This window comes from Komagataeibacter oboediens (assembly GCF_003207815.1).
GTDB classification, from domain to species: Bacteria; Pseudomonadota; Alphaproteobacteria; order Acetobacterales; family Acetobacteraceae; genus Komagataeibacter; species Komagataeibacter oboediens.
The window spans coordinates 1-18,047 of the sequence record NZ_NKTX01000014.1 but is presented as its reverse complement, the minus strand read 5'-3'; the positions used below and the strand labels follow the sequence as shown (position 1 = coordinate 18,047).

Sequence of the window (18,047 nt, the reverse complement as noted above, 5' to 3'; positions counted from 1 at the left end):
CCGTTAGTATGCCAGCACGCCTACCCCAATCCATCGGGAGCCAAGCATGACCCTCAACCTGACCATCCCGCAACAGAATCATTCCGATTTCACGCCCCGCATCACAGTGATCGGGGTTGGCGGCGGTGGTACGAATGCGGTGGACAACATGATCCATTCGCAGTTGCAGGGCGTGGAATTCGTTGTCGCCAACACCGATGCCCAGCAGCTGTCCCACAGCAGCGCCGACCGCCGCATCCAGCTTGGCCCGCACCTGACGCAGGGCCTTGGCGCGGGGGCAAAGCCCGAAATCGGCCGCGCCGCAGCGGAAGAAGCCTGTGATGAACTGTCCCGCCACCTTGATGGCGCGCACATGGTCTTCATCACCGCAGGCATGGGCGGCGGCACCGGCACGGGGGCTGCCCCCGTCATTGCGCGCATGGCGCGCGAACGCGGCATCCTGACCGTAGGCGTGGTGACCAAGCCGTTCACGTTCGAAGGCCACCGCCGCGCGAAATCGGCGGAAGCGGGCATTGCCGAACTGCAGCAGTTCGTTGACACGCTGATCATCATCCCCAACCAGAACCTGTTCCGCCTGGCCAATGAGCGCACAAGCTGGAAAGACGCGTTCAAGATGGCGGACAACGTCCTGTACATGGGCGTGCGCGGCGTGACCGACCTGATGATGGCGCCGGGGCTGGTCAACCTCGACTTTGCCGATATCCGCACCATCATGGCGGAAATGGGCAAGGCGATGATGGGCACGGGTGAAGCCGAGGGCGAAAACCGCGCCGTCGCCGCTGCCGAGGACGCCATTTCCAACCCGCTGCTGGAAGACACCTCCCTGTCTGGCGCGCAGGGCCTGCTGATCAACATCACCGGCGGCGAGGATCTGACCCTGTTCGAAGTGGACCAGGCGGCAAACCGTATCCGCGAGGAAGTGGCGGAAGACGCGAACATCATTTTCGGTTCGGCCATAGATACCTCGCTGAACGGCCGCATCCGCGTTTCCGTCGTGGCGACGGGCATCGACAACCCGCCCGGCGGCCACCCCAAGACGCACCAGGTTCCGCCACAGGCCGAGGCCCCTGCCCCGCAGGCCGCTGCACCGGATGCACAGGCTGCCCCGGCAGCCGCTGGCGTTGCAGCACAGGCGGCAACCCAGCCGCCGCAGCCCGCCGCACCGGTGGGCCAGCCCGCGACGGCGGCACCGCAGCCGCGTCCCGCCGCACCGCAGGCGCCGTCCCCCAACGCCGTGCCACCGCATGTCGCACAGGCAAAGCGCGCAGGCTCCCCGCGTTCGCCGCTATTTACCGAAAGCGCCAAGCCCGCCGCACCGGAACCCCAGCCCGCGCCGCGCAGCCTGTTCGGGATCGTGACCGGCGCGCTACGCCGCCATTCCACCCCGGCGGCACCCGAACCCACGCCCCGCACGGAACCCGCCGTACAGCCCCAGCCGTCGCAGCCGTCCCAGCCATCGGCGCAGAACACGGGCGGCAACCCGGCACCTGACGATGGCGGACTGGACATTCCCGCCTTCCTGCGCCGCCGTTCACCCTGATCCGACCGGTGCATGGCCTGCCCTGTACCGGCAGGCCATGCTTTCCTTCCAGATAGGTAACAATAGGCAAGAATCCTTGACTGTCCTGCGGGGGGACAAGGCAGTAACATGATAACATGCCAGTTACTGTGAGTTCTCCCACTCTTCCGTCAAGGATACAGGCAATGGACGGCATGCTGCCGCAGACACACGCCCCCTTCATCTCGGAACCCCGGCATGAAGGGCGGATGCAGCACACCATACGCCAGCCGATCAACAGCGTCGGCACCGGGCTGCATACGGGCGCGCGCATAAGCCTGCGGCTGTCCCCCGCCCCGGAAAATACCGGCATCGTCTTCCGGCGCACCGACATTGACATGCCGCCGGTCGTTGCACGGTATGACATGGTGGTTGATACATGCCTGAGCACCGTGCTTGGCTGCGGTACCGCCAGTGGCCATGCAGAGCGCATCGCCACGATCGAACACCTCATGGCCGGGCTGGCGGGGTGTGGCGTCGACAACATCTTCATTGACGTGGATGGTCCCGAAATTCCGGTATTCGATGGTTCGGCGGCGGAATTCGTGTTCCTGCTGGAATGTGCAGGCATCGTGCCGCAGGGCGCCCCGCGCCAGTACGTCCACATAAACAGGACCGTGCGGGTGGAAGACGGTGATGCCTATGCCGAACTGTCCCCCACGGCGCAGCCCGGCCTGACGATCGATATTTCCATCGACTTCCCGGCTGCCGCCATTGGCCAGCAGCGGTACATGACGTGCGTGGAACCGGGGCAGTTCCGCGAGCATCTCAGCCGGGCGCGGACATTCGTCCTGCAGCCGGAAATAGATTACCTGCATTCCGTCGGGCTGGCCCGTGGCGGATCGCTGGATAACGCCGTGGTCGTCAATGGCGACAGCGTGGTGAACCCGTCGGGACTGCGCCACCCCGATGAATTCGTGCGCCACAAGGTGCTTGATGCGATAGGCGACCTGTATCTGGCCGGGGGCATGGTCAACGGCCATTTCCGGGGGCATAAGTCCGGACATACGCTGAACAACCGCCTGTTGCGCAAGGTATTTGCCGAACAGGCGAACTGGCGGCGCGCCCCGCTTGACGCATCCCTTACCACCCCGCGCGACCGGGCTGCCTGATGGGACGGGTCGAAAACCGCACGCGGAGACTTCACCCGCCCCCGGCACATGATATAAAGCTTCCGTAACTGGAAGAGCCGGGTATGTTCGCACGCACATCACACTACGTTTCGCAACCATCGCGCGCCCCGCGCCAGACAGCGCCCTGGCTGGCCCTTCTGCCGCTTGCCGGCCTTCTGGCCGCGTGCGGACAGAGCGCCAGCACCATCAACGAACGCGCACCGCGCGTCGGCTCGGCCGAAACGTTGTACAACAACGGCGTGGACGCCCTGCGTTCGGACCGGTACCTGCTGTCGGTCAACCAGTTCGATACCCTGCAGCGCAACTACCCCTATTCCCAGTACACCGCCAACGCACAGTTGATGGAAGGGTATGCGAACTACCTTCTGAACAAATACCCCGGAGCGGTGCAGCAGCTTGACCGCTTCCTGGAACTGCACCCCACCAGCGCGGACGCGGCCTATGCCTTCTACCTGCGCGCGCTGTGTTATTATGAGCAGGTGGCCGACGTGCAGCGTGACCAGCAGGGCACGATCGAGGCCATGGATGCGCTGGAAGAAGTCATCACCCGCTTTCCCCAGAGCCCTTACGCCCGTGACGCGCAGCTGAAGATCGATCTGTGCCGCGATCATCTGGCGGGCAAGGAAATGCTGGTGGGCCGGTGGTACCAGCAGCAGAACGACTACCTCGCCGCCGCTGGCCGCTACCAGCGCGTGGTGCAGGATTTCCAGACCACCAACCACGTGCCCGAGGCACTGGAACGGCTGGTGGAAGTGTATCTGGACATGGGGCTGCTGGAACAGGCGCGCAAGACCGGCGCGGTGCTGGCCTACAACTATCCCAGCAGCAAATGGTATGAAGACGCCTACGACCACCTGCGCGCGCATAACCTGATCAAGGGCGCGACCGGCAAGGACCACAAGCAGGGACGGAACGTATTTTCCCGGGCGTGGCATTCGGTTTTCTGATTTCCGCCAACGATTATCTGTGCTGAACGGGAAGCCTGCATGCTGACACAGCTCTCGATACGGGATGTGGTCCTGATCGAAAAACTGGATCTGGCCTTTCCCCCCGGCCTGACCGTGCTGACGGGGGAAACCGGGGCTGGCAAGTCCATCCTGCTGGACAGCCTGGGGCTGGCGCTGGGGGAACGGGCCAGTGCCTCCCTTGTCCGTGCCGGGTGTGAGCAGGCCAGCGTCAGCGCCAGTTTTGAAATCGCACCGGATCACCCCCTGCACCAGCTGTTCAGTGAACAGGGCATCGTACTGGATGACGTGCGTGAACCCGTGCTGCTGCGCCGGGTCGTGACCACGGATGGACGATCGCGCGCCTATATCAATGACCAGCCCGTGGCCGTCAGCCTGCTGCGCAGGGCGGCGACCCTGCTGGTGGAAATACAGGGCCAGCATGAGCAGATGGGACTGGCCGACCAGTCCACGCATCTGGACCTGCTGGATGCCTTTGGCGTGCCGGGCCCCCTGCGTACCCGCACCGCCGGGGCCTATCGCAAATGGATCGAAGCCACGGCTGCACTGGCCGCCGCGCGGGCGGAAATGGAAAATGCCGCGCGTGAGGAAGACTGGCTGCGGCAGGCGGTAGACGACCTGTCCACCCTCGCCCCGCAGGAAGATGAGGAAACCCAGCTTGCCGGCCTGCGCCAGGCATTGCAGCAGGGGGAACGCCGGGCGGAAGCGATCGCGGCGGCCCTGGCCGATCTCGCCCCGCGGGACCGTCGTTCCCCTGGTCCCGCATCGGCGCTGCGCAACGCCAGCCGTGCCCTGCAACGCCTGCTGCCCGCCCCCACCGACCTGAACCCCGAAGCCGTCGGGGCGGCCGAACAGGAAGCCGCGCAGGAAGCGCTGAACGCGCTGGAACGCGCGGAAGAAGCGCTGGCGGAAGCGGAAAGCATGCTCTCGCGCCTTGCATCGGACGCGCAGGCCGACCCGCGCCTGCTGGAACAGACGGAAGAACGCCTGTTCGCCCTACGTGCCGAAGCGCGCAAGCATGGCGTGTCGGTGCCGGAACTGCCGGGGCTGCTCGCGGCCTTCAACGACCGTCTGGCCGCCCTTGATTCGGGCAATGCCCGCATCGAGGTGCTGGAAAAAACCGTGACCGAAACCCGCGCCCGGTTTGAAGAGGTCGCCCTGGAACTGACCGCCGCGCGTGAAAAGGCGGCACGCAGGCTGGAACAGGCGGTGATGGGGGAACTGAAACCGCTGAAGCTGGAACGCGCGCGCTTTATCGTCTCGCTCCTGCCGCTGGAGGCGGAAGCATGGAACGCGCGGGGCAAGGAACAGGCGTCGTTCCTGATCGCGGCGAACCCCGGACAGCCGCCGGGACCACTGGCCAAGGTTGCGTCGGGGGGCGAACTTTCCCGCCTCATGCTGGCGCTGAAGGTGGTGCTGGCCGGTCGGTCGGCCATTCCCACGCTGGTGTTTGACGAAGTGGATTCCGGCGTGGGCGGGGCCACGGCGTCGGCCATCGGGGAACGGCTTTATACCGTGGGCCGCAGTGTGCAGGTGCTGGTCGTTACCCACAGCCCGCAGGTCGCGGCCCGGGGCGATGCCCATTTGCGCATAAGCAAAAGCGTGAACAGGGGCCGCACCGAAACCCACGCCGCACCGCTGGATGCGCAGGCACGGCGCGAGGAAATCGCCCGCATGCTGTCTGGCGACACCATTACCCCCGCCGCCCGCGCCGCGGCCGACAGCCTGCTGAAAGGGGTCTGACATGCCCCATGACCCGTCATCCGGTTCCCTGTCCGAACAGGCGCGCCGCCTGCTGGCCGATGCGACCGCAATGGAACAGGACGAACCCCATGCGAAAGCGGTGCTGGCGCGGCTTGCCACCGTGCTGCCCGCGCTGGATGCGGCCTATCACCAGAATGACGCGCCGCTGGTTGATGATGCGACATATGACAGGCTGCGCCGGCTGAATACCGAACTGGAGACGCGCTTTCCCGGCCTGCGCCGCACTGACAGCCCGGCGGAAAAAGTCGGCGCGCCCGTCAGCGGTCCCTTCCACCGCCACCGGCACATGGTGCCCATGCTGTCGCTGGACAATGTGTTCTCGCGGGAGGAATTCGAAGGTTTCATCAGCCGCATCGCCCGTTTCCTCGGGCTGGGGGAGGATCAGGCCCGCGCCCTGTCCTTTGTCGCGGAACCCAAGATTGACGGCCTGTCCATAAGCCTGACCTATGAACATGGCCGTTTCGTGCGTGGCACCACGCGCGGCGACGGCACCGAAGGCGAGGACGTGACCGCCAACCTGCGTACGCTAAAGGACATTCCCGAACAGTTGCCCGCCCCCTTCCCCGACCTGATCGAAATCCGGGGCGAGGTGTTCCTGTCCAAGCAGGCATTCCTGGAACTGAACGCGGCACAGGAACGCGCGGGGGAAAAACCCTTCGCCAATCCCCGCAACGCCGCGGCCGGGTCGCTGCGCCAGCTTGATCCGGCGGTGACGGCCCGGCGTCCGCTCTCCCTGTTCGCCTATGCCGCGGGCTTCTGTGACGCGCCACTGGCCGCGACCCATCACGGCTACCTTGAACAGCTTGCGGCATGGGGATTTGTGGTCAATCCACTCAGCACGCAGGTGAAGGATGCAGCAGGGGCCGAAGCCTTCATGGACCGGCTGACGCTGGAACGCTCGGCGCTGGATTATGATATCGATGGCGTTGTGTACAAGCTCGATGACCGCGCGCTGCAGGACCGGCTTGGTTTCGCGGGGCGTGCGCCACGCTGGGCGGTGGCGTGGAAATTCGCAGCAGAGCAGGCCGTCACCCGCCTTGAAAAAATCGACATACAGGTTGGCCGCACCGGGGCGCTGACGCCGGTAGCATTTCTGGAGGCCGTCAATGTGGGTGGCGTGATCGTCACCCGCGCCAGCCTGCACAATGAAGACGAGATCGCGCGCAAGGACATCCGCGAGGGCGATCTTGTGCATGTGCAGCGCGCGGGCGACGTGATCCCGCAGGTGACCGGTGTGGTGCTGCCGCGCGACCATGACCGCCCGCCCTTCCACTTCCCCCATACCTGTCCGATCTGTGGCGCACATGCCGAACGGCCGGAAGGCGAGGTCGTGTGGCGGTGTTCGGGCGGCCTGACCTGCCCCGCGCAGGTGGTGGAGCGGCTGATCCATTTCGTATCGCGCGATGCATTCGACATTGACGGGCTGGGCGACCGCACGATCGTGGAATTCCACGAACTGGGATGGCTGCGCACGCCCGCCGATATTTTCCGCCTGCCCGCGCGCGAGACGGACATCGCGGCGCGTGACGGATGGGGCAAGGTATCGGCCCGCAATCTGGTGCGTGCGATCGAGGCGCGGCGCACAATCGAACTGTCGCGCCTGATCTACGCGCTGGGCATCCGCCGCATCGGCATCAACAATGCCCGCCTGCTGGCGCGGCATTACGGGTCCATGGCCAACTGGCGGCAGCAGATGGAAAAGGCCGCCGTCATCGGATCGGACGAGCGGCTGGAACTGGGCTCGATCACCGGCATCGGGTCGGCGATTGCGGATGAACTGGTGTCGTTCTTTGCCGAATCCCATAACCGCGCGACGCTGGATGACCTGACATCGGTGCTGGCGCAGGTCACGGATGAGGAAATGGTGGCCGCAGGCGCGCTGTCGGGCAAGACCATCGTCTTTACCGGCACGCTGACCACCATGACCCGCCCCGAGGCCCGTGCCGTGGCCGAACGGCTGGGTGCGCGCGTATCAGACAGCGTTTCCAGAAAAACCGACCTTGTGGTGCTGGGGGAAAAGGCCGGGTCCAAGGCGCGCAAGGCGACCGAACTGGGTGTTGCCACCATGGATGAGGCCAGCTGGCGCACGCTGGCGGGCATGCCGCCAGCCGGGACCGATCCCGCCTGATGCGCCGGGCCGGACCACAGGCTGCGCGATGGTCTTGCATGTACCTGCCTCGTAACGTTTACTAGGTACGGCACACTGGACAACGCAGCGACAGGAGCATCCGAACAGGTCAGCACGCCATCTTGCCGCAGGGGGATACGGCATGGATTATCAAGGGGATAACATCTTATGACAGCTTCAGGACCGCGGGGGCGGTTACTGACAACGCGCCGGGCACTGCTGGGCATGGCGGGGGCGGCCGGTTCCGGCCTGCTGCGACCGGCCCGCGCGGCGGCCATGCCCGCATGGCGCAGGCCACTGGCGGAAGCCGACGCCATTATCGGCTTCGGCCATACCGGGCCGATTACCGATGGCGGCTGGTCCATGGTGCATGACCGTGGGGTGCAGGCCGTGCGCCGCGCATTCCCGAAAATCCGCACCATATATGTCGAAAGCGTCCCCTATTCCGCCGACGCCACACGCATTTTCCGGCAGTTCGTAGCCGAAGGCGCGCAGATGGTGTTCGCGACCTCCGAATACGGTGATTTCATCAAGGACGTGTCGGACCGCGCGCCCGATGTGGCCTTCATGGAATGCGACGGCACGAATGTGACCGGCAACCTGGGCTGGTATTACGTGGCGCACTGGTATGCCAGCTACGTGATCGGGATTGCCGCGGGCCTTATGACGCGCACGGGCAAGATCGGTTTTCTGGGCGCGTTTCCCATCCCCTCGGTTTATGCCTCGGCCAATGCCACCCTGCTGGGCGCGCAGTCGGTCAATCCGTCGGTGACATTGCAGAGCATCACCATCAACGCGTGGTTCGACCCGCAGGCCGCAACCCAGGCAGCCACGGCGCTGGCGGATAACGGGTGCGACTTCCTGTGCGGAATCATGGATGAACCGGCCTATCTGCGCGTGGCCCTGCAGCGCGGCCTGAAAGCGGCGATGTGGAACACCGGCATGCTGGATTACGGGCCGGAAGCCTATGTCAGTTCCGTGGCCCTTGATTTCAATGATTTCTATATCTCACAGGTAAGCAACCTGCTGGCGGGCACATGGCAGCCACAGGGGCGCTTCCTGACGCTGGGCCATGGCGTGGACCGTGATGCGTGGGGCCCGACCGTTCCGGTCGAGGTCGCGCGCCAGGCCGACGCCATGCGCACGCGCATGCTGGCGGGCTACAACCCGTTCCGCGGGCCGATCCATGACAACCATGGCCGCCTGCGCGTGCCCGATGGCATGACGCTGAGCGACCTTGAAATCTACCATAGCGACTGGGCTGTCGCGGGAGTATCCGGCCTTGAGTAAGCAGCCTGCCCCCGCCGGGGTCGCCCCCGGCACGCCGCCGGTCCTGCAGTTGCGCGGCATTGGCAAATTCTTCCCTGGCGTGATCGCCAACAAGGACGTGGACCTGGATGTCTGGCCGGGTGAGATCCATGCCCTGCTGGGGGAAAACGGGGCTGGCAAGTCCACGCTGATGAACGTCGTCACCGGCATTTACCAGCCGGAGGAAGGCGAGATCATCCTTGATGGTTACGGCCAGACCTTTACCTCCCCGCAGGAAGCGATCCGCGCGGGGATCGGCATGGTGCACCAGCACTTCAAGCTGGTGCAGGCCTTTACTGTGGCGGAAAACATCCACCTGGGGTGGGATGAAGCGCCACGCATCGCTTCCCCCGCCGTGATGGAAGCCCGCACGCGCGAGATCTCGGAACGCTTCGGCTTTCCCGTCCGGCCCGATGCCCGCGTATGCGACCTGTCGGCTGGCGAACAGCAGCGTGTCGAAATCCTGCGCGTGCTGGCGCGCAAGGCCCGCCTGCTGATCATGGATGAACCCACCGCCGTGCTGACACCGGAGGAGACGGGCGAGCTGTTCCGCGCGCTGAGGGCCTTCCGCGCGCAGGGCAACGCCGTCATCATCATCAGTCACAAGCTGGACGAGGTGATGGAGATTTCGGACCGCGTCAGCATCCTGCGCGGGGGGCGCAAGGTCGGCACGTTCAATACGGCGGACTGCAACCCGTCCATGCTGGCTGCGACCATGGTGGGACGTGACATTGTCCGGCGCAACATGCGCGCGCGCCCCGAAGGCGCCGCCCCCATCGCGACCGACCCGGTCATGCAACTGCGCAATGTCAGCGTGCGCGATGACCGCGGGGTGGATACGCTGCGTGATGTCAGCCTTGACCTGTATGGTGGGGAGATCCTGGGCATTGCCGGGGTCGCGGGCAACGGGCAGCGGGAACTGACGCATGTGCTGACGGGGCTAATGGCCCGCACGTCGGGCGAAATCCTGCTGGACGGCAACCTTGTGGATCGCGCGGACCCCGCCCTGTTCGTACAGGCGGGTGTAGGCCATATCCCCGAGGACCGGCTGCGCAGCGCGCTGGCGCCATCGCTGTCGGTGACCGCCAACATGGCGCTGCGTGAATATCCGTACCCGCCCATCGGGACACACGGGCTGTACGATGCGCAGGCGGCGGGCGGGCTGGCGCGCGACATCGCGGAACTGGCGCAGGTCACCATTCCCGATTTCGCCATGCCCGTACGCAACCTGTCGGGCGGCAATCAGCAGCGTCTGGTGGCGCGACGTGAAATCCGTATCGCCAGCCGGGTGCTGGTGGCCGCCTACCCCGCGCGCGGGCTGGATATCGGGGCGATCGCCACCATGCTGGGATACCTGACCGACCTGCGTGACCAGGGGGTTGCGGTCGTGTTCATATCCGAAGACCTGGAAGACCTGCTGAATGTATCGGACCGGATCGGGGTCATGTTCCATGGGCGGCTCATGTCCGTAATTGATGCCGAGGCAGCCGACATGGCCACCATCGGCCTGCTGATGGGTGGCCGGGACGCCACCAACACCCAATCGGGAGCGGCACAGTAATGGCGACACGTGCTTTCCAGCGCCTGCCCAGTGCACCGGCAGGACGCATTCTTGTGCTGCGGCTGGCGGCCATCGTGCTGTCGCTGTGCATCATCGCGGGCGTGCTGGCGCTGTCGGGACACAGCCCGGTGGTGCTGGCGGAACTGATCCTGCGCTCCACCCTTGGTTCACGCTTCGGGCTGGAGGATCTGGCCCTGTTCATGTGTCCGCTGCTGCTGACGGGGGCGGCGGTAACCGTATGCGGCACGATCGGGTTATGGAACATCGGCGCGGAAGGCCAGTTCTATGCTGGCGCCATTGCCGCGACCGGCGTTGCCCTGGGGCTGCATGGCCCGGCCATCATGGTACTGCCGGTCATGACCATTGCGGGCATCCTTGGCGGCATGGCATGGATTGCCGTGCCCACGCTGGCGCGGGCCTATGCGGGGGTGAATGAAATCATCACCACGCTGCTGCTCAACTTCATTGCCTCGCTGCTGACCTATTACCTGACCACCGGGCCATGGCGGGACCGGATCAGCGGGGCGCAGGTATCGACGCAGCGCCTGTCGGTTTCCATTCCCGAAATGTGGGGCATCGTGCACTGGGGCTTTCCGGTGGCCATCGTGATCGTGATCGGACTGGCGCTGGTGCTGTCGCGCACGCGGTGGGGATATGAAATCCGCATTGGTGGCGCCAACCCCGAAGCCGCGCGCTATGCCGGGATTCCGGTGCGGCTGCGCATCATTTCGGTCATGCTGCTGTCGGGCGGGCTGGCCGGTCTTGCGGGCATGTTTGAGGTCGCGGGCACGGTCCACCGGCTGCAGGGCGGCATGGCCAACAATTTTGGCTATCTGGGGATCGTGGTGGCGGTTCTGGCGCGCGGGTCGTGCCTGAACGTCATTCCCGCAGCACTGCTTATGGCGCTGATCCTTGATTCGGGCATTGTCATGCAGACACAGCAGCTTTCGGCGTCGGTTGTCCTCGCCATTACGGGGCTGATCCTGTTCATGATCGCCATTGGCGACGAACTGGCCCATTACCGTCCGGTGGCGGGCGCCACGCCAAAGGGAAAAGCATCATGATCACGCTACTGACGGGTATGCTGGCCACCGCCGTGCTGGCGGGTGGCGTGCTGGCGCTGGCCGCCCTTGGCGAAGTGCTGGCCGAACGGGTTGGCGTGACCAACCTGGGCGTGGAAGGGCTTATGGCGCTGGGGGCAGTCACGGCTGTCATGACCGTGGCGTCCATTCCCTCGCCATGGGTCGGGCTGCTGGTCGCCGGTCTGGTCGGCGCGGCGGGCGGCATGGTGTTTGCGTTCGGGGCCGTGGTGATGCGGGCGAACCAGGTGCTGTGTGGCCTGGCGACGACCTTCATGGGGCTGGGGCTGTCCACAGCACTTGGCCACAACTATGCCGGGCAGCCGGTTGCGACAACGTTTGGCCATGTCACCGTGCCGCTGCTGTCGTCCATTCCGGTCATTGGTCCGGCATTGTTCGGGCAGAATATCCTGATCGTGCCGATTTACGTCATCCTGCCCGCGCTGGTGCATTTTGTCATGTTCCGCACCCGCCACGGGCTGAACATGCGCGCGGTGGGGGAAAACCCGGCGGCGGCGGATGCGGCGGGTATTCCGGTCATGGCCATGCGGTTCTGGTACGTCACGCTTGGCGGCGCGATGGCGGGCATGGCGGGGGGATACCTGACGCTGACCTATGTGCCCGTGTGGTCGGAAGGCATGGTGGCTGGGCGCGGGTGGATCGCGCTGGCGCTGGTGATCTTTGCGGGGTACCGCCCGGTTATCGTGACCCTGTCCGCGCTGCTGTTCGGGCTGGTGACGGCTCTGTCCTTTGTCGGGCAGGCCCATAACTGGCCGATTGATCCGGCATTCCTGAACATGCTGCCGTATGTGGGCACCATGGCCTTCATTATCGTGCCGGTTGTGGTGTGGCACCGCATGCGGCGGGTCATGGCCGCCCCTGCGGCGCTGGCCCAGCCCTATTACCGCGACGTGCGCTAGGGCCGGCTGTTTTTGGCGAACGGGCACTCAGGGCGGAACGTCCTGATGCCCATGGGTGAGACATATCCCGTTTCGCTTCAGTTCCGGGATATGTCAGTTGAAGGGGAGCACCCGCTGAGGCGCGGGACAGATGCCGACAGAGGACACGCCGGTCATTGCACCAGTGCGGTCATTGCACCAGTGCATCTGCCCGGTTCCAAAAAACCGGGCATCGGCAAAGCCTGCCCGCAGCGACGTCATCGCGTGCTGTCATATCCGTCTGGCCCTGCGTGACAGGTGCACCTGTCACGCGGGGTGCGTAACCGGAACCCGATCATTCTGAAAGACGAATATGGGCTGGACCGCAGAACCCTTGTTGTCCATGATCTGACCTACGCCCTTCTCCAATCCCGGCACGACGACTGGACGAAAAGAAGGCGCACCGGACGACCTCGGCCCGGCCTGTCAGCAATATGACAGGTCATTCCTGATCGCATCCCCACACATTCTGCCAGAGTAATACCTGGCAGCCGTTCAGTGCCCGGATGCCCTGTATGAAATTCCGTCCGTTGCGCATGGTTGTCGTGATTATTGCCGCGCCATTACAGACACATGATTTTGTTGCATAGTGACAATGGACAAGGAACGTGCCGGCGTTTTCCTGTGCAATATCCACCTGGTGGATGGGGTCTGCCAGCCGCCCATAAAACCCGGTCAGGCCTGCGGGAGAAAATGCCGGTCTGGAGCGTTTATCCGGGATGACCATGGCTGAGGCATCGTCCCCCTGCCCGTCGCCCAGCGCTGTATAAAACGCGCGTACCGTCGTTGCGGTGGTTCCATATTCATCCGTACGCTCCATGGGCTGTGCCTGTGCGCGCGCGACGGACATGACTGTGGCAACCAATGGTTCATGGTCAGTTTCCGCGGTCATGCCCCCGTCAACCATACGGTTACGTTCCGGCGCAGGACATCATGAAGCTGCCTGTTCATGCCATCATCCGCATTCGGCTGAACATCCCCAAACGGTTTGTTCTGATTGGCATACGCATTGCTGAATACGGTCGTGCATGCTGCGCGCCATGCCCCTACGCCCCTCCCCAAGGGGAAGTCAGGAAGATGCATTATCCAAAACCGGAACACCTGTCCGCCCGTCGCAATGACCATAATCGTCTGGTCTGGACACATCCCGTCATCCTGCCGGACGGTCTGCACGGCGCATTCACTCCCTGCGTGCCTGTTGACCGGTCGGTGCGGCTGACTGTGGCCCTGCTGCCAAACTGAGAGAAAACGCTCCACCGGATCTTGCCATTCGTGCTGACACGTTTTGATATATGTTGCAAATGATTCTCATTAACCTTAAGAACCCACCTCCTAACGGCAGAAAACGCCAAGAACGAGGTCAGGCATGCAGCGCAGCAGGGTTTTTTATGTGTTTCCGCTTTCCCTTCTGGTGACAGGAAATGCCCTTGCGGCGAATCCGGTCGATACGTCCGATTCTACCCATCCGGCCCGGACCCAGACCACGAAACAGGCGACCGACCAGCCGGGCACGACCACCGCACGGGCTGAAAAGCTGGAAGTGCATGCACGCAGGCCGTCAACGGTCGCGTCCTCGGCAACGAAATCCGATACCCCGCTGATTGAAACCGCCCAGTCGGTGACGGTCGTGACCCGCAACGAAATGGACGTGCGCGGGGTACTGAACCTGAACCAGGCCGTGCGGTACACGGCAGGTATTACCCCGGACCTGCGTGGCGGGGGCGAAGGCACACGCTATGACCAGTTTGCCCTGCGCGGCTTTACGGTCCCGACCTTCCTTGACGGCCTCAAGCTGCAGGACAGCCCCACGGGCTATGCCACGGCGCAGACCGATACATCCCGGCTGGAACGGGTCGAGATCCTGAAGGGACCGGCATCTGCACTGTATGGCCAGTCCAGCCCCGGTGGCCTTGTCGCACTGTCCAGCAAGCTGCCAACCGACCAGAAGTTCTATGGTGGCGTCACCACGACGGGCGGCATGTTCGACCTCTATCGCGTGGATGCCGATGTTGGTGGGTATGCGACGGATAATGGCCTTGTGCGCTATCGCCTGTACGGCACGGTCAATGGCCAGCACAGCCAGATGAGCCGGACGGGAAGCCGGCGCTTTTCCATCAGCCCCTCCTTTACCTTCGGCGGGGATGGACCGACGACGCTGACCATTCTGGGCAATTACCAGTATGATCCGGAAAATGGCACCTATGGCGGTGAGCCGCTGGTCGGATCGCTCAAACCCGCGTCATATGGCTACCTGCCCCGGGATTTTTATGACGGCGATGTATCGTTCGAGAAATTCAACCGCCGGCAGGGCAGCATTACCTATATCTTCAACCACCGTTTCAATGACAACTGGAGCTTCACCAGCCGCGGTCGGTATGACGACATCAAGACCATCTATCGCAGCGTGTATAACAACGGGTATTACACAAGCGAGGATATGCTCAGCCGCTCCGCCTTCGGGACGAATGAACATACGCATAACCTGACATTCGACAGCCAGTTCAAGGGCCATGTCCGCACCGGCCCCGTACGGCATACGATGATGTTCGGCTTCGACTACATGCAGCAGAGTGCCTCCGAACAGGGATTTTATGGCAGCGCGCCCGACCTGAACGTCCTGCACCCGGACTATCACATGGTCATTCCCGCCATGAGCCCATATGTGAATTACCAGACCAATTCGCACCAGATCGGCATGTACGCGCAGGATGAAATGCACTGGCGTGGACTGGTCCTGACCGGTAGCCTGCGTAATGACTGGTACCGGTCACAGCAGAACGAATACATCTCTCACTCATCCTCGGCGGAAAGTCCGCGGCAGATTACATGGCGCGCCTCGGGCCTGTATCATTTCCGCTTTGGGCTGGCCCCATATGTCAGCTACTCGACATCATTCCAGCCGCAGTCGGGCACTGTTTCCAATGATGGCGGCAAGACGTTCCGCCAGGCCGATCCCTCCCTTGGCAAGCAGCTTGAGGGTGGACTGAAATACCAGCTTCCGGGTACGTCGCTGCTGCTGACGGCCGCGGGTTTCCATATTGAACAGAGCAACGTTCTGGTTGCCGTGGGCAACCTGGGCTACAGCACGCAAAGCGGGAAGGTACATTCGGACGGCTTCGAATTCGAAGCCCATGCCGAACCGTTCAGGAACCTCATGATCACCGCAGCGGTCAGCGTGCAGAAGGTCCATGATGATTCGACCGGCAAGCCGCTGATCCAGTCCGGCAAGGGCAATGCCTCGCTGTTCGCGTTCTACACCATGCCGTCCGGTCCGGTAAAAGGCCTCGGCTTTGGTGGGGGCATGCGTTATTCCAACAAATCCTATGGTGGCGAGGCCAGTTACGGCAGCGTCTGGGTGCCACAATATGCCGTGTTTGATGCATCGGCCCGCTATGACCTGTCCAACCTTTCGCCATCGCTGCATGGCTGGACCGTCGCGGCCAGTGTCCGCAACCTGTTTGACAAGAATTATGTCGCGAACTGCCTGAGCTATGCCTCCTATAATCAGGAATGGTGCTATTACGGCGAACGTCGCAACGCGCAGGCGAGCATTGGCTATACGTGGTAAAACCGTCCCATCCCGGCAGCCCATGCATGGGGCTGCCGGACGGATGTAACGGGCGGCGCGCCGTATCCGCGGTTCAGCCCGCCTGCACCGCACCGCCTTTTCCACCATGCCCGTGATGCAGGATATCGGCTGAAATCCGACGGGCGTAACCTGCGGAATCAAGGCTGTCGGGGAATTGGCCCAGCAGCTTGAGTTCATCGACATAACGCGCGATCTGGATCTTCAGGTCGTTGCCCACCGGGCTTATGCCCAGCACTTCATGGCGCATCATCTGCAGGACCGTGTCCTGATCCATGCCATCCACCCGGCCATCAAGCAGGGTGGCCGCTTCCGCCATGTGCTCGGGCAGCCAGCGCGCGGCATGTGACAGCGCCAGCACAAGCGCCACCGCAGCACCGGGCGTCCGGTCCAGCAGGTCCGTCGAGACGCCCAGCGCCAGATTCGTGCGTTCCGCGTACAGGCCCTTCACGCTGTTGACCAGTTCAACCATATCCAGCGCCCGGTTGTTCAGCAGTTGCCACGCCAGCGGGTCATGCAGCGCCACCGCATCCACCGTGCCTGCCGCAAGGGCATCGTCAATCTGGTCGGGGGGCAGGATCACCCAGTCGGGCGCCGTATCCGGGTTCAGACCCTTGCGGCGCAGGATAACGGAAAAGAACAGCCGGTCTGCCATGTCCGCATTCAGCACGGCGATCCTGCGGCCCACCAGGTCCTCGATCTTGGCAATCCTGAGCCGCCTGCGCACCAGCAGGCGGAATGTCCCCGCCTGCAGCCCCATGACCAGCCGGGCGGGCAGGTCCGCATTCGCCTGATAGGCCTGAAGCCATGACAGCACCGGGGCCACCGCGGCCATGCTGCGGCCCGCCTGCAGGTCGGCAATGGCGTCCCGCCCCGTCAGCGCGCCGGGCTGCAGGTGCACATCCAGATGATACTGGGAAAAGAAGTCCTGCCTGAGGGCGACATTGTACAGGGTCGAAGCCTGTGCGGAAGGCCAGGACAGCGTCAGGTCATGGGGTTCGCCATCCAGCAGTTCATCATCATGACGCACGATGCGGGCCTGCTGCCGGCTTTGCAGCCACTGCCCGCCCACGACGGCGCACCCTGCCCCGACCAGAAGCGGCACAACGGCCCGACGCAGCAGGCGCATTGGCTGCCCTGCCCTGTTATCTTCTTCCATTGCCTACAGTTTCTCCTGCTCCGCGAAGGCTCTACCGTGCTTTTAGCCGGTCCGGGTTCCCTTTTTTCCCCTTTTTGAAAAAAAGTTCAAAAGGGGGGTTTACGCCCCCCCGCCTGTGTGGCTATAAGCTGCTCAACGCTGATCCCGAATAGCTCAGTTGGTAGAGCAAGCGACTGTTAATCGCTGGGTCGTAGGTTCGAGTCCTACTTCGGGAGCCATCTTTCCTTAAAATTTAATATTAAATCAGTAGGTTACGGATTTCTTCAAATCTGAACCCACGATTAAACCCATGATGAGCGATGCGCTTTCCGGGGACATTCTGACACGTCCAGACCGGTTTGAACGCGGTTTGGCCCTGTTCCAAACCCTCATAATCACTCCCCTCATTTCACGTCCCAAGCGGTCCTGCCTGCGGTCACCAGCCTACAGGCGGCAACTCCTTTGCTCCGGTTGAAAATTGTAAGGAAGCCTTGCTGTGGATGACTGCACCCTGGTGCATGGGGCCTAATCAGGCAGCCACTTTCCCCAGGCACCGATAGACAGCCGTGCGACCAATTCCCAGCCGCCGGGCAATCTTGGTCGGGCTGATCCCCTCCGCATTCATGGCATGGATCTGGTCGCGGTCGAAGGACGGCCTTCGCGCCTTATAGACGCTACACTCCCTGGCGCCGTGATGCCTTCCATATGGCGTTCTTTGCGGAGATTGGTCTCGAACTCGACGAATACTCCGCATGATCCAGAAAAGACTTATACCAAAGGACGTAGCCACTGACTCGTGTGTGAAGTGACAAACGGCGCTGGCTCTGATTCTCTTGATGCGGGAGGATCTGGCTGATGACGAGGGCGGTGAAGCTACGGGATGACTATT

14 protein-coding genes and 1 tRNA gene are annotated in these 18,047 nt (G+C 63.4%); 12 read left to right on the top strand and 3 right to left on the bottom strand.

From position 1 onward, the window contains the following. The first annotated feature begins 46 nt into the window (after positions 1-46). From ftsZ to CFR80_RS08165, 9 genes are all read left to right on the top strand, one after another. Positions 47-1,540: a cell division protein FtsZ gene (gene ftsZ, locus CFR80_RS08205; protein ID WP_110507232.1), complete on the top strand. Its 1,494-nt coding sequence runs from the start codon at positions 47-49 to the stop codon at positions 1,538-1,540. Positions 1,541-1,704: 164 nt separating this feature from the next. After that, positions 1,705-2,670, top strand: coding sequence for a UDP-3-O-acyl-N-acetylglucosamine deacetylase (gene lpxC / locus CFR80_RS08200; RefSeq protein WP_010513004.1), 966 nt, complete (start codon positions 1,705-1,707; stop codon positions 2,668-2,670). An 83-nt stretch (positions 2,671-2,753) separates the two neighbouring features. Continuing rightward, the gene (locus CFR80_RS08195; protein WP_010513003.1) at positions 2,754-3,638 is read left to right on the top strand and encodes an outer membrane protein assembly factor BamD; all 885 of its coding nucleotides are present in this window, start codon (positions 2,754-2,756) and stop codon (positions 3,636-3,638) included. 39 nt (positions 3,639-3,677) lie between these two features. Further along, positions 3,678-5,399 (top strand): DNA repair protein RecN, encoded by a 1,722-nt coding sequence (recN, locus tag CFR80_RS08190; RefSeq protein WP_010513002.1) that lies wholly within the window; start codon positions 3,678-3,680, stop codon positions 5,397-5,399. Position 5,400: 1 nt separating this feature from the next. Next, a complete protein-coding gene (gene ligA / locus CFR80_RS08185; RefSeq protein WP_110507231.1) occupies positions 5,401-7,548 on the top strand; it encodes an NAD-dependent DNA ligase LigA in 2,148 nt (715 codons plus the stop codon). Between the two features lie 168 nt (positions 7,549-7,716). After that, positions 7,717-8,838, top strand: a complete 1,122-nt coding sequence (locus CFR80_RS08180; RefSeq protein WP_010512999.1) for a BMP family ABC transporter substrate-binding protein — start codon at positions 7,717-7,719, stop codon at positions 8,836-8,838. Further along, entirely contained in the window at positions 8,831-10,417 is a 1,587-nt protein-coding gene (locus CFR80_RS08175; protein ID WP_010512998.1) for an ABC transporter ATP-binding protein, read from the top strand. The genes CFR80_RS08180 and CFR80_RS08175 overlap by 8 nt, the downstream gene beginning before the upstream one ends. Continuing rightward, positions 10,417-11,481: an ABC transporter permease gene (locus CFR80_RS08170; RefSeq protein WP_010512997.1), complete on the top strand. Its 1,065-nt coding sequence runs from the start codon at positions 10,417-10,419 to the stop codon at positions 11,479-11,481. The genes CFR80_RS08175 and CFR80_RS08170 overlap by 1 nt, the downstream gene beginning before the upstream one ends. Further along, positions 11,478-12,416 (top strand): ABC transporter permease, encoded by a 939-nt coding sequence (locus tag CFR80_RS08165; protein ID WP_010512996.1) that lies wholly within the window; start codon positions 11,478-11,480, stop codon positions 12,414-12,416. The genes CFR80_RS08170 and CFR80_RS08165 overlap by 4 nt, the downstream gene beginning before the upstream one ends. 460 nt (positions 12,417-12,876) lie before the next feature. On the opposite strand, the gene CFR80_RS08160 is transcribed toward CFR80_RS08165, so the two are convergent. Beyond that, positions 12,877-13,326: a hypothetical protein gene (locus tag CFR80_RS08160; RefSeq protein WP_146221619.1), complete on the bottom strand. Its 450-nt coding sequence runs from the start codon at positions 13,324-13,326 to the stop codon at positions 12,877-12,879. A gap of 41 nt (positions 13,327-13,367) precedes the next feature. Between CFR80_RS08160 and CFR80_RS08155 the strand changes: the two genes are divergently transcribed. Then, entirely contained in the window at positions 13,368-13,676 is a 309-nt protein-coding gene (locus CFR80_RS08155; RefSeq protein ID WP_010512993.1) for a hypothetical protein, read from the top strand. A 124-nt stretch (positions 13,677-13,800) separates the two neighbouring features. After that, the gene (locus CFR80_RS08150) at positions 13,801-16,002 is read left to right on the top strand and encodes a TonB-dependent siderophore receptor (RefSeq protein WP_010512991.1); all 2,202 of its coding nucleotides are present in this window, start codon (positions 13,801-13,803) and stop codon (positions 16,000-16,002) included. Positions 16,003-16,075: 73 nt separating this feature from the next. Here CFR80_RS08150 and CFR80_RS08145 read toward each other — a convergent pair whose 3' ends face one another. Then, positions 16,076-17,179 carry an ABC transporter substrate-binding protein gene (locus CFR80_RS08145; protein WP_110507230.1) on the bottom strand — a complete coding sequence of 368 codons (1,104 nt, stop codon included), beginning with the start codon at positions 17,177-17,179 and terminating at the stop codon, positions 16,076-16,078. A 142-nt stretch (positions 17,180-17,321) separates the two neighbouring features. Here CFR80_RS08145 and CFR80_RS08140 point away from each other — a divergent pair. Further along, a tRNA-Asn gene (locus tag CFR80_RS08140) sits at positions 17,322-17,397 on the top strand. 290 nt (positions 17,398-17,687) lie between these two features. On the opposite strand, the gene CFR80_RS19780 is transcribed toward CFR80_RS08140, so the two are convergent. Beyond that, positions 17,688-17,783: a helix-turn-helix domain-containing protein gene (locus tag CFR80_RS19780; RefSeq protein WP_010512989.1), complete on the bottom strand. Its 96-nt coding sequence runs from the start codon at positions 17,781-17,783 to the stop codon at positions 17,688-17,690. Positions 17,784-18,047: the final 264 nt, after the last annotated feature.